The organism is Streptomyces yokosukanensis (assembly GCF_001514035.1).
Taxonomy (GTDB): domain Bacteria; phylum Actinomycetota; class Actinomycetes; order Streptomycetales; family Streptomycetaceae; genus Streptomyces; species Streptomyces yokosukanensis.
Genome location: NZ_KQ948207.1, coordinates 284,838 through 309,182, shown reverse-complemented (window position 1 = coordinate 309,182; position 24,345 = coordinate 284,838). Strand labels below are relative to the sequence as shown.

Annotated in this window: 22 protein-coding genes; 2 read left to right on the top strand and 20 right to left on the bottom strand. The window is 72.2% G+C overall.

The genetic code is table 11. The annotated features are described in order from the left end of the window. Window positions 1-151 precede the first annotated feature (151 nt). Both AQI95_RS04690 and AQI95_RS04685 read right to left on the bottom strand, forming a co-directional pair. On the bottom strand, window positions 152-586 hold the full coding sequence (locus AQI95_RS04690) for an SAV_915 family protein (protein WP_067117764.1): 435 nt from the start codon (window positions 584-586) through the stop codon (window positions 152-154). Between the two features lie 150 nt (window positions 587-736). Further along, the gene (locus tag AQI95_RS04685; RefSeq protein WP_067117761.1) at window positions 737-1,429 is read right to left on the bottom strand and encodes a TetR/AcrR family transcriptional regulator; all 693 of its coding nucleotides are present in this window, start codon (window positions 1,427-1,429) and stop codon (window positions 737-739) included. A 43-nt stretch (window positions 1,430-1,472) separates the two neighbouring features. On the opposite strand from AQI95_RS04685, the gene AQI95_RS04680 reads away from it, so the two are divergent. Beyond that, a complete protein-coding gene (locus AQI95_RS04680) occupies window positions 1,473-2,600 on the top strand; it encodes an FAD-dependent oxidoreductase (RefSeq protein WP_067117759.1) in 1,128 nt (375 codons plus the stop codon). A 108-nt stretch (window positions 2,601-2,708) separates the two neighbouring features. On the opposite strand, the gene AQI95_RS47140 is transcribed toward AQI95_RS04680, so the two are convergent. From AQI95_RS47140 to AQI95_RS04635, 9 genes are all read right to left on the bottom strand, one after another. Continuing rightward, a complete protein-coding gene (locus AQI95_RS47140) occupies window positions 2,709-2,942 on the bottom strand; it encodes a hypothetical protein (protein ID WP_067117756.1) in 234 nt (77 codons plus the stop codon). Further along, entirely contained in the window at window positions 2,942-3,346 is a 405-nt protein-coding gene (locus AQI95_RS04670) for a hypothetical protein (protein WP_067117753.1), read from the bottom strand. The genes AQI95_RS47140 and AQI95_RS04670 overlap by 1 nt, the downstream gene beginning before the upstream one ends. Before the next feature lie 56 nt (window positions 3,347-3,402). Beyond that, window positions 3,403-4,866, bottom strand: coding sequence for a sensor histidine kinase (locus AQI95_RS04665; protein WP_067117750.1), 1,464 nt, complete (start codon window positions 4,864-4,866; stop codon window positions 3,403-3,405). Continuing rightward, on the bottom strand, window positions 4,863-5,567 hold the full coding sequence (locus AQI95_RS04660) for a response regulator transcription factor (RefSeq protein WP_067117747.1): 705 nt from the start codon (window positions 5,565-5,567) through the stop codon (window positions 4,863-4,865). Before AQI95_RS04660 ends, AQI95_RS04665 begins: the two co-directional genes overlap by 4 nt. Window positions 5,568-5,633: 66 nt before the next feature. Beyond that, on the bottom strand, window positions 5,634-6,638 hold the full coding sequence (locus AQI95_RS04655) for a cytochrome c oxidase assembly protein (RefSeq protein ID WP_067118717.1): 1,005 nt from the start codon (window positions 6,636-6,638) through the stop codon (window positions 5,634-5,636). A gap of 128 nt (window positions 6,639-6,766) precedes the next feature. Next, a complete protein-coding gene (locus AQI95_RS04650; protein ID WP_067117744.1) occupies window positions 6,767-10,948 on the bottom strand; it encodes a bifunctional nitrate reductase/sulfite reductase flavoprotein subunit alpha in 4,182 nt (1,393 codons plus the stop codon). Window positions 10,949-11,177: 229 nt separating this feature from the next. After that, a complete protein-coding gene (locus AQI95_RS04645; RefSeq protein ID WP_067118714.1) occupies window positions 11,178-11,801 on the bottom strand; it encodes a lamin tail domain-containing protein in 624 nt (207 codons plus the stop codon). A gap of 182 nt (window positions 11,802-11,983) precedes the next feature. Then, complete coding sequence (locus AQI95_RS04640; RefSeq protein ID WP_067117742.1) at window positions 11,984-12,838, bottom strand: isocitrate lyase/PEP mutase family protein; 855 nt, start codon at window positions 12,836-12,838, stop codon at window positions 11,984-11,986. 83 nt (window positions 12,839-12,921) lie between these two features. Next, window positions 12,922-14,292 carry a bifunctional transcriptional activator/DNA repair enzyme AdaA gene (locus AQI95_RS04635; RefSeq protein WP_067117738.1) on the bottom strand — a complete coding sequence of 457 codons (1,371 nt, stop codon included), beginning with the start codon at window positions 14,290-14,292 and terminating at the stop codon, window positions 12,922-12,924. 212 nt (window positions 14,293-14,504) lie between these two features. On the opposite strand from AQI95_RS04635, the gene AQI95_RS04630 reads away from it, so the two are divergent. Continuing rightward, window positions 14,505-15,242 carry a class I SAM-dependent methyltransferase gene (locus AQI95_RS04630; protein WP_244188623.1) on the top strand — a complete coding sequence of 246 codons (738 nt, stop codon included), beginning with the start codon at window positions 14,505-14,507 and terminating at the stop codon, window positions 15,240-15,242. On the opposite strand, the gene AQI95_RS04625 is transcribed toward AQI95_RS04630, so the two are convergent. From AQI95_RS04625 to AQI95_RS04585, 9 genes are all read right to left on the bottom strand, one after another. Then, window positions 15,156-15,791: a DUF1345 domain-containing protein gene (locus tag AQI95_RS04625; RefSeq protein WP_067117735.1), complete on the bottom strand. Its 636-nt coding sequence runs from the start codon at window positions 15,789-15,791 to the stop codon at window positions 15,156-15,158. The two genes, AQI95_RS04630 and AQI95_RS04625, sit on opposite strands and share 87 nt — an antisense overlap. Before the next feature lie 125 nt (window positions 15,792-15,916). After that, window positions 15,917-17,578 carry an arginine--tRNA ligase gene (argS, locus tag AQI95_RS04620; protein ID WP_067117731.1) on the bottom strand — a complete coding sequence of 554 codons (1,662 nt, stop codon included), beginning with the start codon at window positions 17,576-17,578 and terminating at the stop codon, window positions 15,917-15,919. Window positions 17,579-17,678: 100 nt separating this feature from the next. Further along, on the bottom strand, window positions 17,679-18,767 hold the full coding sequence (locus AQI95_RS04615) for an alanine racemase (RefSeq protein WP_208614084.1): 1,089 nt from the start codon (window positions 18,765-18,767) through the stop codon (window positions 17,679-17,681). A 266-nt stretch (window positions 18,768-19,033) separates the two neighbouring features. After that, a complete protein-coding gene (locus AQI95_RS04610; protein ID WP_067117725.1) occupies window positions 19,034-19,660 on the bottom strand; it encodes a helix-turn-helix transcriptional regulator in 627 nt (208 codons plus the stop codon). 201 nt (window positions 19,661-19,861) lie between these two features. Further along, complete coding sequence (gene htpG, locus AQI95_RS04605) at window positions 19,862-21,772, bottom strand: molecular chaperone HtpG (RefSeq protein WP_067117722.1); 1,911 nt, start codon at window positions 21,770-21,772, stop codon at window positions 19,862-19,864. A gap of 216 nt (window positions 21,773-21,988) precedes the next feature. Continuing rightward, window positions 21,989-22,363: a peptidase inhibitor family I36 protein gene (locus AQI95_RS04600; RefSeq protein WP_067117719.1), complete on the bottom strand. Its 375-nt coding sequence runs from the start codon at window positions 22,361-22,363 to the stop codon at window positions 21,989-21,991. Between the two features lie 49 nt (window positions 22,364-22,412). Next, window positions 22,413-22,925, bottom strand: coding sequence for a hypothetical protein (locus AQI95_RS04595; protein ID WP_067117716.1), 513 nt, complete (start codon window positions 22,923-22,925; stop codon window positions 22,413-22,415). A 7-nt stretch (window positions 22,926-22,932) separates the two neighbouring features. Next, complete coding sequence (locus tag AQI95_RS04590; RefSeq protein WP_067118711.1) at window positions 22,933-23,154, bottom strand: peptidase inhibitor family I36 protein; 222 nt, start codon at window positions 23,152-23,154, stop codon at window positions 22,933-22,935. 285 nt (window positions 23,155-23,439) lie between these two features. Then, on the bottom strand, window positions 23,440-23,868 hold the full coding sequence (locus AQI95_RS04585; RefSeq protein ID WP_067117714.1) for an ester cyclase: 429 nt from the start codon (window positions 23,866-23,868) through the stop codon (window positions 23,440-23,442). Window positions 23,869-24,345: the final 477 nt, after the last annotated feature.

Below are 24,345 nucleotides of genomic sequence, written 5' to 3'. Positions count from 1 at the left end.
ACTACAGGCCCACGTCGGGGCTGCGGACGTCCTTCAAGGACTCGCGGCGGACCGGCAGTCGGGCGAGGCCGTCGCGTACGGCGACCACGGGCGGGCGGCCGACCGGGCGGTGAGTCGGAGTTCATGGGTGGCGGTCATGGCGCGTTCCCTCTCAGCCGAGCCACATCGACAGTGCCGAGACGAGGGCGGCCGCGCCGGTCACCCGGAGCACACCCACCGCCTGCGGGTCCCACCAGCCCTGGCGCGAGCCGGCGTCGGCGCTCTGCCACCGACGGTGCGGGACGTCCTCGGTGGGCTTCGGCACGGGAGCGGTGAACTGAGGGGCGACCGTGACGGCGGTGACACCGAGCGGCGCGGTCAGCGCGCGCAGCGCGGGCTCGGCGAGCCTGATCCATGCCTGATCGGGGCCGAGAGTGGCGGTGAGGGCGCGTTCGGAGGTGAACGCCACGGCCGTACGCTCGCCGAGGGGTGTGCGGAAGAGCCGGGTCGCGCATCCGGCGGGGCCCGACCGGACCGGGACGTACAGGGGTCCGGCCGGGAACCGATCAGAAGGCTCCGGGTCTTCGCCGCACAGAAGTTCAGTCATGGGATGCCTCCTGGAGGATCCGAGGTCGTTCGAGGTCGAACTCGCGTGCCCCGGACGCGGCGAGGCGATCGGGACCCGCCGACGACGGTATGCCCGCACGGCCCGTGGGCACCGACCCCGGCCCCGCTCGGATTCGGCGGGAGCCGAGCCTCACGCCGACGGCCGGGCGAGTTTGGCGGCCACGGCGTCGAGGACCCAGTCCAGGCCGGTCGCGAAGGAAGTCTCGGCGTCCACGTCCGCGCCGTCGTACACGGCCTTGGCCAGCGCCGGGAAGCGGCCCGTGGCCAGCATCCTCGTCACATGCGGGCCGGAGGCGCGCTGCCAGTCGCGCTTGGACAGGCCCGTGGCGCGCTCGGCCCGCAGGTTCGCGATCTCGCGCCTGATCGAGCCGGTGGAGTAGGCGCTGACCGTCTCCACGGCGCGCATGGCCGTGTCGACGTCGGCGAGGCCGTCGAGGGCGGCCAGCCTGGCCTCGGTCACCGCGAGGCCGTTAGGGCCCAGGGTCGGGCGGCCGCCGAGCAGGTCGGCCAGCCATTCGTGACGCAGAGCGGCCTGCCTGGTGCGGTGGGCGAGGATGCGCAGCGCCTCCCGCCAGTCACCGGGCTGCTCCTCGGGGAGGATCTCGGCGTGGACCTCGTCCACCATGAGGTCGAACAGCTCCTGCTTGGTGGAGATGTATCCGTACAGCCGCATCGGGCCGGCGTTCAGTCGGGCGGCGACCTTGCGCAGCGACACCGCCTCCAGCCCGCCCTCGTCGGCCAGCGCGACGGCGGCGGCGACGATCCGCTCCCGGTCGAGCGGCACGGGGCGATTCGGCGGCTCCGGCCGGTCCCACACGGTCATGGTCACACCGTTCTGTTGCGTTGCAGAGCACTGGAGAAATACAGTGTATCGGCATGAGACACCGTATCGCCGTGATCGGGGCGGCCCTGCCGGGCTCACCTTCGCCCGTGTCCTGCACCGCCATGGCCACCCCGTCGCCGTTCTCGAACGCGATCCCGCCCCCGACGCCCGCCCCCCGGGCGGCACGCTGGACCTGCACGAAGGGCTGGGCCAGCGCGCGCTGGACAAGGCGGGGCTGCTGGCGGAGTTCCAGGAGCTGTCCCGCCCCGAGGGGCAGGCCATGCGCATCCTGGACGCGGACGGGACTGTCCTGCGCGACTGGCGCCCCCGTCCGGACGACCGGGCCAATCCCGAGATCGATCGCGGGCAACTGCGTGACCTGCTGCTCGGCCCTCTCGACGTCCAGTGGGGTCGGACCGTGACGCAGGTGGTGCCGGGGACCCGGGACGGCGTACTGGTGCATTTCGCGGACGGGCGGCAGGAGACGTTCGACCTCGTGGTCGGCGCGGACGGCGCCTGGTCCCGGATCCGCCCGGCAGTCTCGTCGGTGACGCCGCACTACACCGGCATCACCCTGGTCGAGACCTCTCTCGACGACGTCGACACCCGCCACCCTGACCTCGCCCGGCTGGTCGGCGACGGTTCCGTGGCCGTGTACGGCGTGAACCGGTCTCTCGTCGCCCAGCGCAACAGCGGCGGCCATGTCAAGGTGTACGCCCGGTTCCGCGCGCCGCTGGACTGGCACGCAGACCTGGACCTGGCCGACGTCGAGGCCGTGCGGTCACGACTGCTGGCTCTGTTCGACGGCTGGACCGCTCCCGTCCTCGGCCTCCTCCGGCACGGCACCGCTTTCGTCCACCGCCCCCTCTACGTCCTGCCCGTGTCCCACACCTGGACCCACGTCCCCGGGGTGACGCTACTGGGCGACGCCGCCCATCTGATGCCCCCCTTGGGGGCGGGTGCGAACCTCGCGATGCTGGACGGCGCCGAACTCGCCGAGTCCATCGCCACCGGCTCCGGCGATCTGGACGAGACCGTCCGCGCCTTCGAGGAACAGATGTGGGCGCGGGCCGGCAGGTGGGCGAAGATCACGACGGCCGGTCTGGAACGCCTCGTGAGCCCGGACCCCGCCGAAGCCCTCGCCGTCTTCGACCCAATCCAGCCGTCCTGACTGCCGAGCGAGCCCGGGAGCACCAGCACTCGCAGCCCGCCACGGCTCCACGGGACGGCACGGCACCGCCGCGGTACGGGGAGCACCGGGCGGCGCTCCCCGCGCGGGTCAGCGGTCGGCGGTGTCCGCCGCGTCCCGGTCGGCCGCGGCGGCCGCGGACTCGGCCGCGTCCAGCTTCTTCTGCATCTGGGCCAGTTGCGAGGGCCCGGCGGACGGGGCCGTGGCGGACGCGGCGCCGGTCGGGGCCTTCGAGGAGGCTCCGTCGTGGTGCGCGCAACCCGCGGTGACCGCCACCAGCGCGGCGACCGCCGTCGCTGTGAGCAGCGGGCGCCAGACCCGCATCAACTGGCCGCCTTCCCGTTGTCGTTGGCCTGGCACCACGTCTTGACGGACACCAGATCCTTCTGGCGCTGCTCCAGGTTCGTCCGCAGCGACGTCCGCGCGTCCAGCCGGTTCTGGAGGTAGGTGGCGATCGCGGTGTGGCCGGCCTTCTTCGCGTTGTCGACCCGCTTCTGCAGCCGCGCCACCGAGCCGCGTGTCCCGGCTCCGGCGTCGATCCGCTTCAGCGCCCGTGCGATACGGCGGTCGATCTTCGGCACCCGCTTGCACAGCGCGTGGGCCCCGTCACCGGCCGGCTTGGCGCCCGGTGCGCCGTCCGCCGCGGAGGCCGCTCCCGCCGTGCCGCCCAGGACCGCGGTCACGGCGAGCCCCGCGAGCAGCGTGCGCGTCCCTCGTCGTACGTACATCTGCCTCTCCGTTCACTTCCCCGGACGGCCAGGTCGTCCGTCCGTCGTGACGGAGGCTAGGGAGCGTCTTTGGGGAAACTCTGTGACCGGTTTGCCCCGGCTGTGCCGATGAGCCAGTCACGCCGGTCCGGCAGCCCGCCGCCGCCCGACGGCAGCCGCACCTCGAAGCGGGCTCCTGCGCCGTCCGGTCCGTCCGTCACCGTGACGCCGCCCCGGTGCAGCGCCGCCTGCTGGGCGACGAGGGTGAGGCCGAGCCCGGAGCCGGCGCTGTCCGGGCCGCGCCGGAACCGCTCGAAGATCCGGCCCCGGGCGTCCGGCGGCACGCCGGGCCCGTGATCGTCCACCGTGATCAGCACATGGTCCGCCGCCGGGGTCACGCCCACCCGCACCCACGCCCGGCCGCGCGCGTCCCGCCCGTGGACCAGGGCGTTGCCGAGCAGGTTGTCCAGCAGCAGCCGCAGGCCCGGCTCCCAGCCGTGCACGGTGGTCCCGGGGGCCGCGTCCAGCGTGATGACGGCGTCCGGGGCACGGCGGCGGGCCTCGGCGACGGCCGCGTCCGCCACGTCGGCGGGGTCGACCCGGCGGAACGCCTCCGCCTCCACCAGATCCCCGCGGCCCAGCTCGCGCAGCATCACCAACAGGCCCAGCATCCGGGCGTGTTCGCGTCGCAGGTCGCACAGGACCTCGGTGCGGTCGGGCGCGGGCAGGTCCGGGTGGCCGGCGAGGATGTCGAGGTTGGTGCCCATGCTCATCAACGGGGTGCGCAGTTCGTGGGCCGCGGCGGAGGAGAAGGAGCGGGCGGTGTCGAGGGCCTCGCCGGTGCGGGCAGCCTGTTCGTCGTACCGCGCGAGAACGGTCCGTACGGTGGCGGACAATTCGTCGACCTCGGTCACTCCGGTGCGCCGGTCGTCCGGCCGGGCGCTGCTGACGCGCGGGTCGAGGCCGGCGGTACGGCGGGTCAGACGACGCAGCGGGGCGCTCGCGCCGGTGGCCACGCCCCAGGCGAGCAGGCCGGACAGGGGTGCGGCGAGGACCGCGGTGAGGATCACGCGGCGGCGCACGAGTGGGATCTGGGCGCGGTCGGCGGTGTCGGGCGAGAAGACCCACAGGGTGCCGGTGACGGTGGTGCCCCGGACCGGACGGGCCAGGACCCGCCAGCCGCGGGCGCCGTCGTGGACGGTGACCGGCCCGGCGGTCCGCGCCGGAAGGTTCACGGACGGGCCGGGCTGAGGTCCGCCGCTGAAGTCGGCGTCCGGTCCGGCGACACGTACACCGACGTCGAGGGCCGCGCTGAACAGCTCGCGTTCTCTGGTGTCGGCGACCTTGGGACGGCCGTTCGCCGAGGCACGCAGCAGCGACCGGGCGTCGGGGGCGAGGGCCGCGGCCCGCTGCCGCAGATGCTGGTCCTCGGTGCGGTGCAGATCACGGGTGACCAATTGCAGCAGCAGCCAGCCGGAGGCCAGGACCAGCAGCGGGACGGTGCAGCCGACGGCCAGGCCGATACGGGCGGAGAGTCTCACGGTGTGTCCCGGGCTTCCCTGAGCACGAAGCCGACGCCGCGCACCGTGTGGATCAGCCGGGTGTGCCCGCCCGCCTCCAGCTTGCGCCGCAGATAGCTGACGAACGTGTCGACGGCGTCGGTGCGCACGTCGAAGTCGTAGCCCCATACGCGTTCCAGGAGCTGGTCGCGGGTGAGGACGAGTCCGGCGTTGCGGGCGAGCACCTCGAGAAGCTCGAACTCGCGCCGGGTCAGATCCAGCGCGCGGCCGGAGCGCGCGGCGGTGCGTGCCGCCGGGTCGACGACCAGGTCCGCCACCCGCAGCGCCGCCCGGTCGGCGGGCGGCCGGCGGCGCAGCAGCGCGTGCAGCCGCAGCACCAGCTCCTGCAGGGCGAACGGCTTGACCAGGTAGTCGTCGCCGCCCGCCTGGAGCCCGGCGATCCGGTCGGCGGTCTCGTCGAGGGCGGAGAGCATGAGCACGGGCAGGTCCTGGCCGGCGCCGCGCAGCCGGGTGCACACCTCGATCCCGCTCATCCCGGGCATCGACACATCGAGCACCAGGACGTCGGGCGGTGTCCGTTCGATCGCGGCGAGCGCCTCGGCGCCGTCGGCGGCGGACCGCACCACGAAGCCGTTCAGCCTCAGGCCGCGCTCCAGCGACCGCCGGATCGCCGCGTCGTCGTCGACGACCAGCACCGCCCCGGGGCTCGCGGTCTCCTGCATGCGCCCTCCTCGATCGCCGGTCAGAGTACGTCCCCCGCCACGGCGGGCGGGAGCGCGGTGTGCCGGTCACTTCTCCCGGTGCTGGCTCCGGATCCTCGCGGCGACCTCGTTCTGCTCGGTCTCCCACCAGGGCCGCACCCGATCGGGAGCGGGGGCCGGGCCGTGGTCCGGGGCGGGCGCGGCGACGGGGGCGAGTTCCGCGTCGAGGCGCCGGTCGAGGGCCGCGGTCTGGACCCGCTCCGCGCGCGCCCACTGGAACAGCAGGGCCAGCAGGAAGGGCAGCGCGACCAGCTCGGCGATGCTGAGCATCGCGCCGCCGCCGAGCTGCTGGTCGTGCCGGACGTCCGGGGACCAGCTCGGCGCGTGGTGCAGGTACCAGGCACCCGCGATCAGCGTGCCGTGTGTCATCACCACCACGCCCGGGACCGCGTCGACGATGCCGTCGAGGAAGACCAGTGCCGCCCGTACCGGGTGGGTGCACCAGCCGGGCAGCGTCTCTTCACGGGTGAGCACCGGTACGACGAAGAGACAGCCCGCCGCGAGCAGGTGCAGATACATCAGCTCGTGCAGCCAGCCCACGCGCAGGGCGGTCGCGAAGTACGGCGTGAAGTACACCGTCAGTTCGGTGGCGAGCACCAGTGCCGTGCTGACCAGCGGGAACGTCAGCACGCGCACCAGTCGTCCGGTCATGGCCCGGCGTACCCGCCCCGCGGCGTCCGTCGGCAGTGCCTCGACGGCGAGCCGCAGCGGGTCGCCGAGGGCGAGGCCGAGGGGCGCGACGAGGTCGAGGAGGATGTTCTGTACGGCGGCCGGCCAGAACAGCACATGGTCGTAGACGGCCAGGGCGGACATCGTGGCCACCACCAGCCCGCCCAGGCCGAGCGACGCGAAGGCGACGACCCGGGCGGGGGGCCAGGGCTCGCCCCGCCGACGCAGCCGCGCGACGCCCCAGCCGTACAGCGCGCCCAGGGCGATGACCAGCAGCAGCGCGGGGACGTCCAGGTGCCACGTGGTCAGCGCACGTCCTGTGGTCAGCTCCGGGAGCTGGCCGACCGACGACAGTTCGGTCATCGCACGCCCCTTCATGCGGATCGTCCTCCTCTGGCTCGACACGGAAGGTTCCGCTCGGATCCACGACGGGAAGACGCTAGTCCCCCGTGTCCCGGAGACGGGCATCGGGGTGCGGTGCCGCCCGGATGTCAGTACACGTCGCGCACGTAGCGCTTGTCGGCGGCGAGCTGTTTGACGTAGGCCGCCGCCTCGGCCTCGTCCAGGCCGCCGTGCACACCGGCGATGTCCCGCAGGGCCCGGTCGACGTCCTTGGCCATGCGGGAGGCGTCCCCGCAGACATAGAAGTGGGCGCCGTCGCGGAGCCAGGACCACAGCAGCGGACCGTGCTCGCGCATCCGGTCCTGGACGTAGACCTTGGCCCGCTGGTCGCGGGAGAAGGCGGTGTCCAGGCGGGTGAGGGTGCCGTCGGCGAGGAACGCGGTCAGCTCCTGTTCGTAGTAGAAGTCGGTCGCGCGGTGCTGTTCGCCGAAGAACAGCCAGTTCGGCGCCCGGTGGCCGCGGGCCCGGCGTTCCTCCAGGAAGCCGACGAAGGGCGCGACACCGGTGCCGGGACCCACCATCACGGCCGGTGCGGCGGGGTCGGCGGGCGGGCGGAAGTGCGGCGCCCGCTGGACGCGGACCGGCACCGGGGTGCCGGGCTCGGCGTCGGCGAGGAAGGGGGAGCACACACCCTGACGGGGCCGGCCGGCCAGGTTCTCGTAGCGGACGACGGAGACGGTGAGCGACACCAGGTGGGGGTCGGTCAGCGGGCTGGAGCATATGGAGTACAGCCGGGGCTGCAGCCGGCCCAGCAGGTCGGCCCACTCCTGTGCCCCGGCCCGGACGCCGAACTCGGCCACCACGTCGACGGCCTGGCGTCCCCAGGACCAGCGCGCCAACTCGCCCTTGTTGTCCGGTCGCAGGAGCTTGCGCAGCTCGCGCGGGTCGCGGGTGCGGTCGGCGGCGAAGCGCAGCAGGTCGGGAGTGACCCGGGTGATGTCCAGGTGGCGCAGCAACGCCTCGTCGAACGGCATGTCCCCGACGCTCCTGAGCCGGACCGCCGTCTCCGCGTCCAGGCCGGTCACGGCCAGCCACTCGGTCACGAGTCCGGGTTGGTTGACCGGATGCACGGCCAACGCGTCCCCGGCCTCGTAGGCGAGCGGACCGGCGCCGGTCCGGGTGTCGAAGGTGAAGCGCCGGACCTCCTTGCCGGCACCGGGCAGGCTCAGCAGACGATTGCCGGTCAGGCGGGCGGTGACGGGGGCCGGACGGCCCGGCCTCGCCATCACCGGGGCCGCAGGGGCCGGGCCGGGCGCGCGCTCGGATGCCGGGCCGGGGGTCGCGCCGAGTGCGTGTGCCGTGCCGGGTGTCGGCCGGTCGGTGGTCTTCAGCGCGGTGAGCACCTGGTCGAGCCAGGCTCCGGCCTCGCTCTCGTAGTCCGGTTCGCAGTCGGTGCGCGGGGCCAGCCGTACCGCGTCCAGCTCTTCCATGCGCAGGTCGAGGCGGCGGCCGTGGCCGCAGAAGTCGTCATAGGAGGAGTCTCCGAAGGCCAGGACGGCGTAGCGCCTGCCGTTCAGGCGCGGGGCGTCGGGCGAGGCGAGGGCGTCCCAGAAGCCCGTGCCGTTGTCCGGGGCGTCGCCGTCGCCGAAGGTGCTCGTGATCAGCAGCAGGTCGGCGTCCGAGGGCAGCGCGGCGGGGTCCGCCTCCTCCATGGGCAGGAGGGAGGCGGGATGGCCGGCCGCCGTGAGCCGCTCGGCCGTGGCGGTCGCGAACTCCTCGGCGTTGCCGGTCTGCGACGCCCACAGGATCACGATCTGGCGGCAGGGAGCGTCGGTGGCCGACTGCGGGGCGCCCCCGCCGGAGCCGGTCACCCCGGCGGGCGTCGCATCGGTCCTGGAGTACATCCCGGCCAGCACGCCGTTGACCCACAGGGCGTGTTCCGGGCTGAATGGGGCGTCCGGCGGCAGCACCGGCACGCCGGGGGCGCCGAACGGTATGCCCGCCAGGAAGCCGGTCAGATAACGGCGTTCGTGTGCGGCCAGGACCGGGGGCGGGGGCAGTTCCAGGCCGAACGCGGCGGGTGCGGGCACGGCGGCCGACGCGGCGGCCCGGCCTACCGCCTCGGCGATCGCCGCAGTGCGCACCGGGGCCGGTGTCCGGACCGTCACCGGGGTGGCCACCTTGGTCAACGACACCGCGCACACCTTGAACTCGGGCTGGAACGACAGCGGGTCGACGGCGTCGCTGGTCACCGCGTTGACACTCAGGTACTCCCCGAACAGGTCGTTCCAGTGGAACGGCGCGAAGCAGCAGCCCGGCCGCACCCGGTCGGTGACGACCGCGGGCAGCACGGCCCGCCCGCGCCGCGAGGCGACCTCCACCGAGTCGCCGTCGGCGAGGCCGAGTTCGGCCGCGTCCTGCGGGTGCACCTCCACGAAGGGACCGGGGTCGAGCTTGTTCAGCTTGGCCACCTTGGCCGTCTTCGTCAGCGTGTGCCACTGGTGCTGGAGGCGGCCGGTGTTGAGCACGTACGGGTAGTCGTCGTCGGGCATCTCCGCCGCGGGGATGTGCGGGCGGGCGTGGAAGACCGCGCGACCGCTCGCGGTCGGGAAGGTGGGCGAGCCGTCCGCAGCGACGTACCGGATCGGATTGCGGTCCGGCCCGTCCGCAGCCTCCGCGGGCCACTGCACCGGGGTGGTGAGCAGGCGCTCGTAGCTCACGCCGCGCAGGTCCCAGCCGGTCACCGGGTTCCAGGCGCGCTTGATCTCCTCGAAGACCTCTTCGGCGCTGTCGTGGGCGAAGCCCTTCTCGTACCCCATCGCGCGGGCCACGGCGGCGATGATCCGCCAGTCCGCAGTCGCCTCGCCGGGCGGATCCGCGGCGGGCCGGGCGAGGGTGAGATTGCGCTCGCTGTTGACGAGGACGCCCTCGGTCTCGGTCCACAGCGCACCGGGCAGGACGACATCGGCGTACGCGTTGGTCTCGGTCTCGGCGAACACGTCCTGCGTGACGACGAACTCGGCGGCTTCCAGGCCCTCGATGACCGTCCTGCGGTTGGCGACGGAGGCGACCGGGTTGGTGCAGATGATCCAGCACGCCCTGATGTCCCCGTCGGCCATCTTCCGGAACATCTCCACCGTGCCCCTGCCGACGCCGTCGGCGCGCAGGGCGCCCGGCTCCAGCTCCCACAGTTCCTCGACGAAGGCCCGGTCGGCGTCGGCGAGGATGGATCGCTGCCCGGGCAGACCCGGCCCCATGTAGCCCATCTCCCGGCCGCCCATGGCGTTGGGCTGTCCGGTGAGCGAGAAGGGGCCGCTGCCGGGGCGGCAGATCGCGCCGGTGGCCAGGTGCAGATTGACCAGGGCGTTGGTGTTCCAGGTGCCGTGCGTGGACTGGTTCAGGCCCATCGTCCAGCAGCTCGTCCACTCTTTCGCCTCGCCGATGAGCCGTGCCGCCTCGCGGATGTCGTCCTCCGGGATGCCGGTGGTCTCGGCGACGGCGGCGGGCGGGTAGTCGGCGAGGAAGGCGGGCATCGCGTCCCAGCCCTCGGTGTGCGCGGCGATGAAGCCGGGGTCGGTGCGGCCGTTCGTGTGCAGCAGGTGCAGCAGGCCGTTGAGCAGCGCGAGGTCGGTGCCCGGCGCGATCTGGAGGAACAGGTCGGCCTTGTCGGCGGTGGCGGTGCGCCGGGGGTCCACGACGATCAGCCTGGCGCCCGCCGACTTCACCCGGTCCATCATCCGCAGGAAGAGGATGGGATGGCAGTCGGCCATGTTGGAGCCGATGACGAGGAAGACGTCGGCCCGGTCGAAGTCCTGGTACGAGCCGGGCGGGCCGTCCGCGCCCAGCGACAGCTTGTAGCCGGTGCCGGCGCTCGCCATGCACAGCCGGGAGTTCGACTCGATCTGGTTGGTCCGCAGGAAGCCCTTGGCCAGTTTGTTCGCCAGGTACTGGGCCTCCAGGCTCATCTGTCCGGAGACGTAGAGGGCGACGGCGTCGGGCCCGTGCTCGTCGACGATCGCGCGCAGCCGGCGAGCGGTTTCGGCCACGGCGTCCGCCAGCGGAGCGGGCCGGGGTTCTTCCCCACGCTCGGGCCGGACGAGGGCGGTGGTCAGCCGGCCCGGGGCGGCGAGCATGTCCGCGGTGGTCGCGCCCTTGGTGCACAGCCGCCCGAAGTTCGCGGGGTGCTCCTTGTCGCCCCTCGCCTTCAGGACCGTACGCCGTCCGTCCGGTCCGAGGCCGACGTCGAGGACCATGCCGCAGCCCACCCCGCAGTACGAGCAGACCGTGCGCACCTTCGTCGTGCCCTCGCTGCGCGAGCCCGGCGCGGCCACGGGCGCCTCCCTGTGCTGTGCTCGACCTGATCTCACTCTTCATGACCGTACGAACCGCTCATTACGCCGGTGTCTCCGCACCTGATCATCGGAGGTTACGCCCACCGCACAGGGCCGGGGAGGCGGGTGTGAGCGCGAGGGGGCAGGGCCCACCACGTGGGGCGGGTGCCCCTGCCCGCGATCCGCACACGGCAGGGGCACCCGGTACTCGGATCGGCGCGTCGGCGCCTCAGCGGTGGTGGCCGCCGGCATGGCCGTCGTGACGGGGGTGTGCACCGCCGAGGTGGTTCATGCCGCCGTGGCGGTGCATGCCGCCGCGGTCATGCGTTCCGCCGTGGTGGTGCTCGTCACCGTGATGCCGGCCGGCCCCGTCGCGGCGCCCGGCCTCCTCGCCGCCCCGGTCCCAGGAGACGGCGTCGACGAGATGACCGCGGGCGTCACGCAGGGTCGCGCTGTCGGCGTCGGCGTCCCACACCCGCGTCCGGCGGTCCTGATAGAGGTCCGTTCCGGTGTTCCGCCCGACGCCGGTGTGCACACGCACCGTGGCCCGGCCCGCGAGCCGCGCGTGGTGGAAGGTGAAGGTGTGGCCCTCCCGGTCGGACAGCGTCCAGCTGTCCAGATTCACCGCGCGCCGGGAGCTGTTCGTGATGTCCACCCACTGTGTGTTCAGCGAGCGGTGCGAACGGCCGTCCCGGCCCTGCCAGTCGTGCTGTACGGCGCTGATGTACACGACTCCGTGCGGGCGCTCCGGCGGCCCACCGGCGGCAGCGGCCGAGGACGCCACGGCGCCCACCACCGCTGCGGCCACGGCAGCGGCGGCGATCGTACGACGGACGGAAGAAGAAACGGACACGAGGTCCCCCTTCACGAGGGTGCGTGCTGCGAGTGGGCGGCCGGTCGGCCGCCCACGCACACCCTGCAACCTATGTCCGTCTTTGCGACGGAAACGCGCATGGCATTACTGATCCAGCAGGAAGCCATGACTATCGCATGAGACAACCATTCAGGTGCCGATTGCCGGGTATTGATGGGGTATCAGATGGAGGCGACTGCGCTGGTGACGGCGCTGTTGACAGTGCCGAAGTCCACCGCGTCCGCCAGCGCTCCGTAGCTGCCCGCGTCCAGCAACTCGGCGGCGGCGCGCTGGGCGACGCCGTACGCGGCCTGGGCGAGCGCGGTGCCCACGCTGATCCGGCGCACGCCGACGGCCTCGAACGCCTTCACCGGCGGCGCGCCCGGTCCCGTCATGACGTTGACCGGCAGCGGGCTGCGGCGGACCAGCTCGGCCACCGTGTCCAGGTCCAGGAGCCCCGGCACGAACAGGCTGTCGGCACCCGCCTCGGCGTAGGCCGCGGCCCGGGACAGCACGTCGTCCAGGCGGTCCTCCGCAGCGCCGATCCCGAACAGGAACACGTCCGTGCGCGCGTTGATCCACAGGCCGGGCAGCCGCGCCTCCTCGGCGGCGGAACGGGCCGAGCGCACCCTGGCGGCCTGGGCGGGCACGTCGTGCAGCGGTCCGCCCGGCGCGTGCGAGTCCTCCAGGTTGACACCGACCGCACCGGCCGCGATCACCGCGCGGACGGTGGCCGCGACGTCGTCGGCACCGGGTCCGTAACCGCCCTCGATGTCGGCACTCACCGGCACGTCGACGGCATCCGCGATACGGCGTACGGCGTCGGCCATCTCCTGCCGGGTCAGGCCGTGTCCGTCGGGCCGCCCCGCGGACCAGGCGACTCCCGCGCTGGTCGTCGCGATCGCCCGAGCGCCGGCCTGCGCGATGAGCGCCGCGCTCGCCGCGTCCCACGCGTTGGGCAGCACCAGCGCGCGGCCGTCGGCGGGGGTGTGCAGCGCGCGCAGGGCTTCGGCCAGTTCTCGCTGGACGGTCTCCATGTTCGGTCCCTTCAGGGTCAGTGGTGGTGGATGTCGGTCCGGTATCGGTTCGGCTCGACGGATGCGTGTCGGTGCGGGACCGGTCAGGCGGTGGGCACGGGGACGCGCGCCACGGCCAGGTGGGTGGCGGCGAAAGCACGCCAGGGGCGCAACGTGGCGCCGGCTTCCGCGCCCGGCTCGCCGCGAGTCGCTCCCCCGGTGCGGTCCACGGTCGGAAAGGCGTCGTCGTAGCCCAGCCGCAGGGCTGTCCGCTGCGCCGTGTCCTCCGTGACGCCGGGGACGGCGCTCATGCCGTGCACGAAGTCCGCCAGTGGTGAGCCGCCGTCCAGCAGGGTGTCGTCACGGGCGGCGGCGAGGGCCAGGGCCCTGAGGGTGTCCGCCGTGTCCTTTGGCAGTCCGACGCCCTTCAGGTCGGCGGCGGCCAGCGTCTCGGCGGACGGGAAGAGGTGGGTCAGGCCGTGGTCGAGCCCGGGAACCGGCTGTCCGGCGGCCTCGACGAGGGCGGCCATCTGCTCCCGTGCCCGCGCCCGGGCGGCGTACTGGCGAAGGACGGCGTCCACGGCGATCTCGAAAGCGCCCCAGGCGCCCGGCACCCGCAGTCCCGGTCGGGCCGCGATCAGTGGGCCGACCAGCGGGTCGCGGGCCAGGGCGGCCTCCGCCGGGGCGATGTCCGCGTCCACGCCGAAGATCCGACCGACGCGCTCGACGACGTGGATCAGCCCCTCCCAGAACGGCAGATGGGCCCGCAGCAGCAGATGGTCCGCGCCACCCCGGAGCACCTCCAGAAGCCCGGCCTCACCGTCCAGGCTGATGGTGCGCCGGTACACGCCCTCGCGCACCGACTCCACGCCCGGTACGGCCCGCTCGGCCAGGAAGCCCAGCAGGGCCGGCCAGTGCAGCGGCGGTGCGAAGGGCAGCCGCATCACCAGCCCGCCGTCCGCCACCAGCCGGTCCGCGCGCCGACGCCTGCTGCGCAGTTCCACCGGCGAGGCCTGGAACACCAGCCGCATGTCCCGGTTGAACTGCCGTACGCTGCCGAACCCGGACGCGAACGCCACATCGGCCACGGCCAGGTCGGTGTCGTCCAGCAGCCGGCGCGCGAAATGCGCGCGCCGCGAGCGGGCCAGCTGGTCCGGGGTCACCCCCAGGTGCTGGGTGAACAGCCGCCGAAGATGCCGGGGCGAGACGGCGAGACGGGCGCCGAGCGCGGCCTCGGTACCGGAGTCCAGCGCCCCCGCGACGATCAACTGCACGGCCCTGCAGAGCAGTTCGGGCACGTCGGCGGCGATCGGCCCGGCCACCCGGTACGGACGGCAGCGCAGACACGCCCGGTACCCGTGCGCCTCGGCCGCCGCCGGATGCTCGAACGTGCGCACGTTCTCCGCGAGCGGCTTTGACCCGCAGCCCGGTCGGCAGTAGATGCCGGTGGTGACCACGGCCGAGTAAATCGTCATGCCCTCAGTTCTAGGCGATCACCCACCCCCGACGCTGGCCAGATTCGGACATGACCGTGAGAGCGGCGAAGACGATGCGTACACCCCCGTCGCGCCGCCCGCCCCCGTCCCGGCCGCACAGCCCGGTGAGCGAGAACGGAACAGGAGTCCTGGAACACGGCTACCGTCTGCTCATGGCGGGCACGGGCGAAACCGCCCTAGAGTCCCGGGACATGAACATCAACACCACCGATGAGCGACTGCGGTCGATGGCCAGCGCCGCGGGATACGGTGAGGCGGCCGAGGCCCTGGCCGAGCAGTACGAGAGCGTGACCTTCGCCGAGGTGCACCGCGAGGTGCTGCATCTGTTCCCCTCGCGGCCGAGCAGGGTGCTGGACATCGGGGCGGGCAGCGGGCGCGACGCGGCGGCGCTGGCCGCCCAGGGCCACCGGGTCGTCGCCGTCGAGCCCACCGCCGAACTGCGCACGCTGGGCCGGCGCCTGCACGCCGACCAGGAGATCGACTGGATCGACGACGCGCTGCCCGAGCTGCCCGGACTGTCCGCGCAGGGACGTCGCTTCGACCTGATCCTGCTCACCGCGGTCTGGATGCATCTCGACGCACGACAGCGCGCCTCGGCCATGGCCCGTCTGGGCGGCCTGCTCGTCGTCGGCGGCCGGGTCGTCCTTTCGCTGCGCCATGGTCCGGTGCCGGCGGGCCGCCGGATGTTCCCCGTCTGCGCGCAGGAGACGATCGACCTCGCCCGCGAGCACGGACTGGACGTCGTCCACCACGCCCGGCGCGAGGACCCGCACGGCCGCCCGGGGGTCTCCTGGACCTACCTCGGCCTGCAGCTCCGCGAACCGCCGTCGGCGCCGCGCCCATCAGCTGGTGACCATGGTCGCGACCAGGTTGAGGGTGGTGGCCAGGATGCCGGTCCCGAAGACGTACGACAGCAGCGTGTGCCGTAGCACCATCGCGCGGACGACGGGGCTGGAGACGTCGGTGTCGGAGACCTGGTAGGTCATGCCGAGGTTGTAGCTGAAGTACAGGAAGTCCCGGTACGCGGGCGGCTGGTCGGAGTTGAAGTCGATGCCGCCCGCCGTGCCGTAGTAGTAGAGATAGGCGTACCGCGAGGCATACATCAGATGCAGGGCCGCCCAGGCCAGGAACACTCCGGCGAGTGCGGTCACGGCCGCGGCATGGCCGGTCTCGGAGTGGTGCAGAAGGAGCAGCAGCACGATCCCGACCAGTCCGCACAGCGAGGCGGCCACCACGACCAGTTCCTCGAGGAGCGGCCGCAGGTCCTCGCGCCGGGCATTGTGGTGGGTGGCGGCGGCGTCCATCGGCCAGAGCACCAGCCAGCCCGTCACGACGAAGACGGCTCCCGTCGTCGCGGTCGCGGCGAGGATCGCCATCGGCGAGCGCGTCGCCACGCCGACGACCACGCCGACGACCGCTCCGACGACCACCGCTCCGGCCAGCCTGGGGACCGCGGACAGCGGCAGCCACGTGCTCATACGACGCAACGGTAGTGGTCCGACCGCTGCTCGGCCCGGCACGGCATGCTGGGAAGCCGTGCCGGCCGGCAGGCCCGTACGCGCGCGGACGGTACGTGGGTGTGCGCGCGTACGGCCGGGTGCGCCTACATCCGTTCCGGTGCCGAGACTCCGAGCAGGCGCAGTCCGTTGCGCAGCACCAGTCCGGCGGCCTCCGCCAGCCACAGCCGGGCGCGGGTGCGGCCGTCCGGGGCCTCGTCGGCCCGTGGCAGGATCCGGCAGGCGTCGTAGAAGCGGTGGTACGCGGCGGCCAGTGCCTCCAGGTAGTACGCCACCCGGTGCGGCTCGCGAAGTGTGGCCGCCGTGGCCACGATCTGCGGGAACTCGGCCAGCGCGGCCAGCAGCTCCAGTTCCCGGTCGTGGGTGAGCAGGGCCGGGTCGAAGTCCTCCGGGGCGCCCTTGCCGATCCCGGCCTGCTCCGCCTTGCGCAGCACGGAGCGGAGCCGGGTGTGCGCGTACTGGACGTAGTACACCGGGTTGTCGTTCGACTGCCGGGTCAGCAGATCGATGTCGAGGTCGATCATGGCGTCCACGCTGGCCCGCGCCAGCGCGTACCGCGCGGCGTCCACACCGACCGCCTCGGTGAGGTCGTCGAGGGTGAGGACCGTACCCGCCCGCTTGCTCATCCGGACCGGTGTGCCGTCCTTGACCAGGTTGACCAGTTGGCCGATCAGGATCTCCAGGTGCCGGTCCGGATCATCGCCGAAGCAGGCCGCCATGGCCCGCATCCGGCCCACATATCCGGCGTGGTCGGCGCCGAGCATGACGACGACCCGTTCGAAGCCCCGGGACCGCTTGTTCAGGTAGTACGCGCAGTCCGCGGTGAAGTACGTCCAGGATCCGTCGCTCTTGACCAGCACCCGGTCCTTGTCGTCGCCGAAGTCCGTGGTGCGCAGCCAGACCGCGCCCTGGTCCTCGAAGACATGGCCGCCGTCACGCAGGCGGTCGACGGCGGCGGCCAGGTCGCCCCGGTCGTGCAGGTCCTTCTCGTTGAAGTAGGTGTCGAAGTGTGTTCCGAAGGCGGCGAGAGACGTCTTGATCTCGTCGAACATCAGCTCCGTGCCCACCGCCCGGAACACGGCGTGGCACTCGGCCTCCGGCAGCTCCAGGGCTTCGGGCCGCCGATGCAGCACGGTCGCCGCGATCTCCTCGATGTACGCGCCGCTGTAGCCGTCCTCGGGCACCGGTGAGCCGTGTGCCGCGGCGAGCAGCGACCGGACGAAGCGGTCGATCTGGACGCCGGCGTCGTTGAAGTAGTACTCCCTGGACACGTCCGCTCCCGCGGCCTCGAGCAGCCGGGCGAGCACATCGCCCACGACCGCCCAGCGGGCACCGCCGATGTGCACCGGGCCGGTGGGGTTGGCGGAGACGAACTCCAGGTTGAGCCGCAGGCCGCCGAGCCGGTCGGTGCGGCCGTAGGCGTCTGCGGCGAGGACGATGTCCCGCGCCAGGGCGCCGATGGCCGCGGTCTCCAGGGTGATGTTCAGAAAGCCGGGGCCCGCGACCTCGGCCTTCGCGACTCCGGCGGCCGCGCCCACCAGCGGGGCCAGCACCTCGGCGACGGCCCGGGCGGGCAGATCCGTCGACTTGGCCAGTTGCAGTGCGACGTTGGTCGAGTAGTCGCCGTGTCCGCGGTGCCGGGGGCGCTCCACGCGGATCTCCTCGGGCACCTGTGCCGAAAGCCGTCCGGACCGGACGGCCGTGTGGATGCCGTCGGAGATGACGGCCACGAGATCTGCTGGAGTCATGACGCCGACGGTAGCGGACGGGACGGAGTCGCCGACATCGAATTTCCCGAGGTCGGAAGGCCACGCGTGGCTCGCCGGGCGGCGGTCGGGAGGCCGATGCTCACCAGCCGGTGACGCGTTCCCAGAACGTCTCGATGCCCGGTGCCGGGTCGTTGGGCCGGGTGCCGTCGATGACGTGGTAGCCGCGGTGCTGGGCGGCGGTGGCGCAGGCGTGGTTGGGCAGGATGCGCAGGCGGGCGCCCACCGGCAGATCGGGCAGGACGGCGCCGTCGCGAGCCGCGAGGGTGCCGTGCTCCTGGCTCGCGGCCGTCATGACCAGGCCCGGGACGAGGTTGCCGGCGAGGTCGGCGACCAGGCCGTAGCCCTGGTCCTGTGCCTGCGCGGCCGTCCCGCGGTCGCGCGACATGGCCATCCAGCCGCCGTCGGTCATGATCCAGCCGTGCTCGGGACGGTGACCGATGACGGTCACGACCACCGACAGGGCGATGTCGTCGACCCGGCAGACGCCCAGACCGGCCATGACCAGGTCGAAGAAGACGTAGTTCCCCGCGCGCAGTTCGGTGACGCCCGTGAGGTCCTCGGCAGCGTGGGCGGTGGGGGTGGAGCCCACACTGACGACGTTCACCGGCAGACCGGCCGCGCGCAGTCGCTCGGCGGCGGCCACGGCGGTGTCGCGTTCGTTCTTCGCCGCCAGGCGCTGTTCCTCGGCGCCGTGGGCGAAGTAGGACTCGCCCGCGTGGGTCAGGACGCCGTCCAGACAACCCGCGTCGTGCAGGATGCGGCCGATCGCGACGAGTCCGGGGGCGTCGGGTCTGAGCCCGCCGCGATGGCCGTCGCAGTCGATCTCGAGCTGGGCGGGCACGGGGATGCCCGCCCGGCGGGCGGCCTCGGCGACGAACGTCGCCTGCTCGGTGCTGTCCAGGAGGACGCGCAGGGTGACGCCGCGGCGCAACAGCGCGATGACGCGCGGGAGTTTGTGCGGTTCGATGCCGACGGCGTAGGTGATGTCGCTGTAGCCGCCGTCGGCGAAGGCCTCGGCCTCGGCCAGCGTGGAGACGGTGACCGGGCAGGGCGTGCCGGTGTGCAGGAAGGAGGCGACGTCGAGGCTCTTCGCGGTCTTGACGTGCGGGCGCAGGGTGACTGCGAGCCGGTCGGCCCGGTCCTTGAGGCGGGCGATGTTGCGTCGCATCACAGCGCCGTCGACGACGGCGAACGGGGTGTCCGGGTCGGCCAGGGTCCGTGCGGGGGGCACGGGGGAGGTGCTCTCGTGGGCGTTCACGGGCGGGTTCGCTGGGGTGTTCACAGAGACATGTCCCTCTTCTTCGAGATGTCCCCCTTCCTCGCGAAGGCTGCTCCGCAACGGCCCCTCCGTAAGGGCTCCTCCGCAGGGGCTCCTCCGCGGCGGCCGCTTCGCAAGGGCTGCTTCGCGAGGGCGGGAGTCGTGGAGTGCTGTCGCTACTTCGCGTAGTTGTAGACGGTCGCCCGGGACACACCGAGCAGGTCCGCGATGGCCTGCGCGGCGTCGCGGGAGGCGAAGTAGCCGTCCCGCTGCAACTGCCGCACCAGTGCCCTCTTGTCGTCCCGGCTCAGCGAGCGGGGTGTCGCGGCGCGCTCGGCGGCATGCGTCTCGACCACCTGGCGCAGTTCGCGCGCGTTGCGGTCGCGGAGGGTCTCCAGTGGCTCCTCGCGGTGCTCGGTGTCCGTGGCCACCAGGTTGGACAGCGCGAGGGTCACCGGTGACAGGACGGAGACGTCCAGGTTCAGGCAGAGGGCCGCGATGTACTCCCCCGCGGCGTTCTTGATGCCGATGGACGTGCTCTTCGCCGGGCGGCCGTCGGGAAACCGATTGGGGTAGTTCTGGATGACGCTCGGGTAGTCGGGATCCCCGATACGGGCCAGGCCCAGCTCCGTGGCGGAGTCCCCGACCTGGCGGCCGGAGAGGTTGTTCTCGATCGCCCGGATCGCGTGGTCCGGATCCCGCAGGTCGTGCAGCACCACTTCGCACAGACCGGGGAACATGCGGCCCAGCGCCACGGCGATCTTCTCCGCCTCACGGATGAGGTGGTCGTCGGCCCCGTCCACGGAAACCCTCCAGCAGCCGCTTGGACTAGTTGTCCATCCCTGGACTGACAGTCTAGAGGAGACCTGTCCCTTGTCCAGCGGGCCCTTTCGGGCCCGGTCAGGAAGGACTGCGCCCCGCTCGCCCCGGCCCGGCCACGCGCACCGGCGGCCCGTCCCACTGCTTCGGGACGGGCCGCCGGTGTCCGCGGGTTCGGGTGCGGCCTACAGGGCGCGCTCCAGGCGGTCGGCCATCAGCCTGACGAAGCGGGACGGGTCCTTGGGCTGGCCGCCCTCGGCGAGCACCGCCAGACCGTGCAGGAGTTCCGCGGTCTCGGTCAGCGACGTACGGTCCTCACGCTCCTTGTACGCCTCGTTGAGCCCCTTCACCAGCTGATGGCCCGGGTTGAGCTCCAGGATCCGCTTGGCCCGGGGCACCTCCTGGCCCATCGCCCGGTACATGTTCTCCAGCGCCGGAGTCAGCTCGCCCGCGTCGGAGACGACACAGGCCGGGGAGACGGTCAGACGGGAGGACAGCCGCACCTCCTTGATGTCCTCGTCCAGTTGCTCCGTCATCCAGCCGAGCAGGCCGGCGTACTCCTCGGTCTGCTTCTCCCGCTCGCCGTCGGCGCTGTCGTCGTCCTTGGCGTCGAGGTCGATCTGCCCCTTGGCGACCGACCGCAGCGTCTTGCCCTCGTACTCGCCGACGGCGTCGGCCCACACCTCGTCGACGGCGTCGGTGAGCAGCAGCACCTCGATGCCCCGGTCCCGGAAGGCCTCCATGTGCGGGGAGTTCTCGATGCCCTGCCGGGACTCGCCGGTCAGGTAGTAGATATCGTCCTGGCCGTCCTTCATCCGCTCCACATAGGCCTTGAGCGTGGTCGGCTCGGTGTCGTGGTGCGTGCTGGCGAACGACGCGAGGTCGAGGACGGTGTCGCGGTTCTCCGGGTCGGTGACCAGCCCCTCCTTCACGGCGGTGCCGAATTCCCGCCAGAACGTGGCGTAGCGGTCCTGGTCCTTGGTCATCATGTCCTTGACCGTGGACAGGACCTTCTTCGTCAGCCGTCGCCGCATCATCTCGATGTGGCGGTCCTGCTGGAGGATCTCGCGGGAGACGTTCAGCGAGAGGTCGGCCGCGTCGACGACACCCTTGACGAAGCGGAGGTACGGCGGCAGCAGCGCCTCGCAGTCGTCCATGATGAACACGCGCTTGACATACAGCTGCACACCGCGCCTGAAGTCCCGCGTGAACAGGTCGTGCGGGGCGTGCGCGGGCAGGAACAGCAGGGCCTGGTACTCGAAGGTGCCCTCCGCCTGGAGCCGGATCGTCTCCAACGGGTCGCGCCAGTCGTGGCCGATGTGCTTGTACAGCTCGTGGTACTCGTCGTCGGACACCTCGTCACGCGACCGCGCCCACAGCGCCTTCATCGAGTTGAGCGTCTCGGGTCCGGGCGCCTCGTCGCCCTCGCCGGCCGCGGCGGAACTCTCGGGCATCATCCGGATGGGCCAGGTGATGAAGTCCGAGTACCGCTTGATGATCTCCCTGATCTTCCAGGGTGCGGCGTAGTCGTGAAGCTGGTTCTCCGGGTCGGCGGGCTTGAGGTGGAGCGTGACCGATGTGCCCTGCGGCGCGTCGTCGACCGGCTCCAGCGTGTACGTGTCCTCGCCGCGCGAGGTCCAGCGGGTGCCGTGGCCCTCGCCGGCGCGCCGGGTCACCAGGGTGACCTCGTCCGCCACCATGAACCCGGAGTAGAAGCCGACGCCGAACTGGCCGATCAGCCCTTCTTCCCCGGCCGCGTCCTTGGCCTCCCGCAGCTCCTCGAGGAACTTCGCGGTGCCGGAGTTGGCGATGGTCCCGATGAGCTGCCCGACCTCGTCGTACGACATCCCGATGCCGTTGTCCCGCACGGTGAGGGTGCGGGCGTCGCCGTCGACGTCGATCTCGATGTGCAGATCGGACACATCGGCGTCCGGCGCGTCGTCCCGCAGCTTCTCCAGGCGCAGCTTGTCCAGCGCGTCGGAGGCGTTGGAGACCAGCTCACGCAGAAAGACGTCCTTGTTCGAGTAGACGGAGTGGATCATCAGCTGCAGCAGCTGACGGGCCTCCACCTGAAACTCGAGCGTTTCAGTCGGCATGTTCGCGCATTCCTCACAGTGTTATCGCCGGAACTGATTCCAGCCACTGTAAAACACCATGTCAGGGCGCCGGCCGGGATACGGCAGCGGTGGCTGGATCCAGACCCTCGGGGCGCGTCCCGACGACCGGCACTTCCCGACGACCGACGCCGCGAGCCGGCCGGTCGGCCGGCTCCACGATCGCCCGGGGCGCCGCGCCCCGCTCATGGCTGCCCGCTAACAGCCCATGGTCCAGGTGTGGGAGCCGCCCTGGTCATTGGCGGCGGCGTTCCAGCCGACCTCCTCGCCCGGGGCCAGGCAGATGGTGACATGGCCCGTCAGCTCGCGGCCGGAGTAGACCTGTACATGGTCCTTGACTCCGGGTCCGGAGATGCCGTGGTTTGCCCACGAGGAGTCGTACCCGGCCATGTCGCCCTCCCACCAGTGGTCGTCACCGCTGTGCTCGATCTTCAGTCCCTGGAAGTTGGCGTCCGTCCACACACAGAAGTTGCCGCTGCGGCAGGGCACCGCGTGCGCGGAGGCGGGGGTGGCGAGCACGGCTCCGGCGGACAGGGCCGCGGCGGCGAGCAGGGCGGCGAGGCGCTTGGTCATGACGGTGGTTTCCTCTCGGTCGGTTGTCACCGGATGCGGTACGTCGGTGTCACCGGTGACGGGTCAGAAGGACGGTGGCTTCGGCGACGGCGTGTGTCCGCAGCCGCCGCCACTCGGTGATCTCGGCGTGGTGGCGGGCGCGGACCTCGGCCAGGGAGCGGTGTGTCGCGGTGGCTTCGGGTCCCAGGTTGTCCACGACCACCGAGGTGCGGAACCAGCGGACCTGGTCGCCGTACAGCCGTCGTCGGGCCGCCGCGAGACAGCCGTCGGTGTGGGTGCGTACGACATAGCCCGTCGGCAGCCGGAGTGACAGTTGCGCGGGGCCGGTCCCGAACAGGGCTGCGTCGACCCGCTGTTGCTCGGCGGTGGAGGGGCTGGGGCCGCCGGGTCGGGGTGGGGCGAGGCCCCGGTGGCTGAGGCACTCGTCGGTGAGTTGCCGGGTGGCGGCCTCGACCACCTCGTCGGAGGACGGGCGGGGCGCGGTGTGCGCCCTCGTCGTGCAGGCGGTCAGGGAGAGGCCGAGCACCAGGAGCGCGGCGCCGGCGGTGGTGAGCGGTCGCATCCGTGATTCAGCCCGGCTGGCATCCCATCGTGGTGTCACTGACCCCGTCGAACTTCTGCGCCCACTCCCAGGAGTTGGCGTAGTCCCAGGCGCCCCCCGCTCCCATCTGGTCCGGCTCGGGCCAGAAACAGACGTGACCCGGGGGTACGGCGGCAGCGGTCTGTGGGGACGGCGCGGCGGCCGGGGCGAGGGCAGCGGCCGGCGCGGACATGATCAGGAGGGAACGCATGGGCAGGGCATGCCCGAGCGGTCTCGACCCCATGCCGCTCCGGGATCCGGTTCACCTCTTCCGGCGATCATGGTGCGAAGCCTGCTTGAGAATGCGCCTGCGCACGCTGTGGCCGAGCCGACCGCATCCGCCGAACTCGCCGTGCCGCACCGGGATTTCACACCGCGAGCGCGGCTCGGACCTGTGTGTCGTGACGGACCGTGTCCGGGGCGCCGCTGGGGCAGGGGCAAGGCCACTGGGCCACTCCGGGCAAAGCGGTTCCCCCTGCCCGGGCGCAACGGTCCCCTACACCGCGAGCTGCCGCATCTGTGAGGCGACGTCGACCACGCCCCAGATCTCGGCGATCCGGCCGCCTGCGAAACGGATGATGAACATCTCGCCGTAGCAGACTGACTTCCCGGTCGGCGGCAGGCCCCGGAACCCGCCCCGTTGGGTGCCGGTCACCGTGTTCCTGACCACGACCTTGTCACCCTCGGCGATCATGTCCTCGACCGTGACGTGCAGGTCGGGGAACGCGCTCAGGAGCGCCGTCCAGACCTGCTTGAGCGCCTGGATCCCCGTCGTCGCCATCGGCACCGGGGCATGGAAGCGCACGTCGGGGGCGACGAGTTCGTCGATCGTCTTGGCGATGACCTCCAGGTCGCCGCTGTTCAGGGCTTCGTGAAGGCGAGTGGCTGTGGCCTTGTGACGTGTTGTCGTCTCATCCGCGGTCATATGGCTTCCCCTCGGGACGGTTCGGACAGTCGATGGGCTCACCTCAGCGGCTCGCCCCGGCAGCTCGCCCCGCCGTCGCGGCCCGCCGCACACAGAGGACGAGACAGCCCGCCGCCGTGTGACACGACCGCGCGGCCCCCTCCGCCAGCGGTCCTCCGCGAGTCCTTACTTCACCTCTTGACGCAAGTGGTCCATACCTTTAGTTTCACCGGTGAGCGGCGGCCCCGTCACACGCACTCACCGTTCATGGGATGAACGCGACCCGCCGCTCCCCCACCCCCACGTGAAAGGCCACCCCCACTCATGGCCAAGTCCCTCTCCACGGGCGTCTTCACCGCCGCGATCGGCCTGTCCGCCTGTCTGTTCAGCGGTTCTCCCGCTCACGCCGCCACACATGGCGCCACGCACGGCGTCGTCGAGCGGCAGGCCACGTCCGCACATGCCGGCCAGGCAATTCAGGCCGATTTCGTGGTCAGC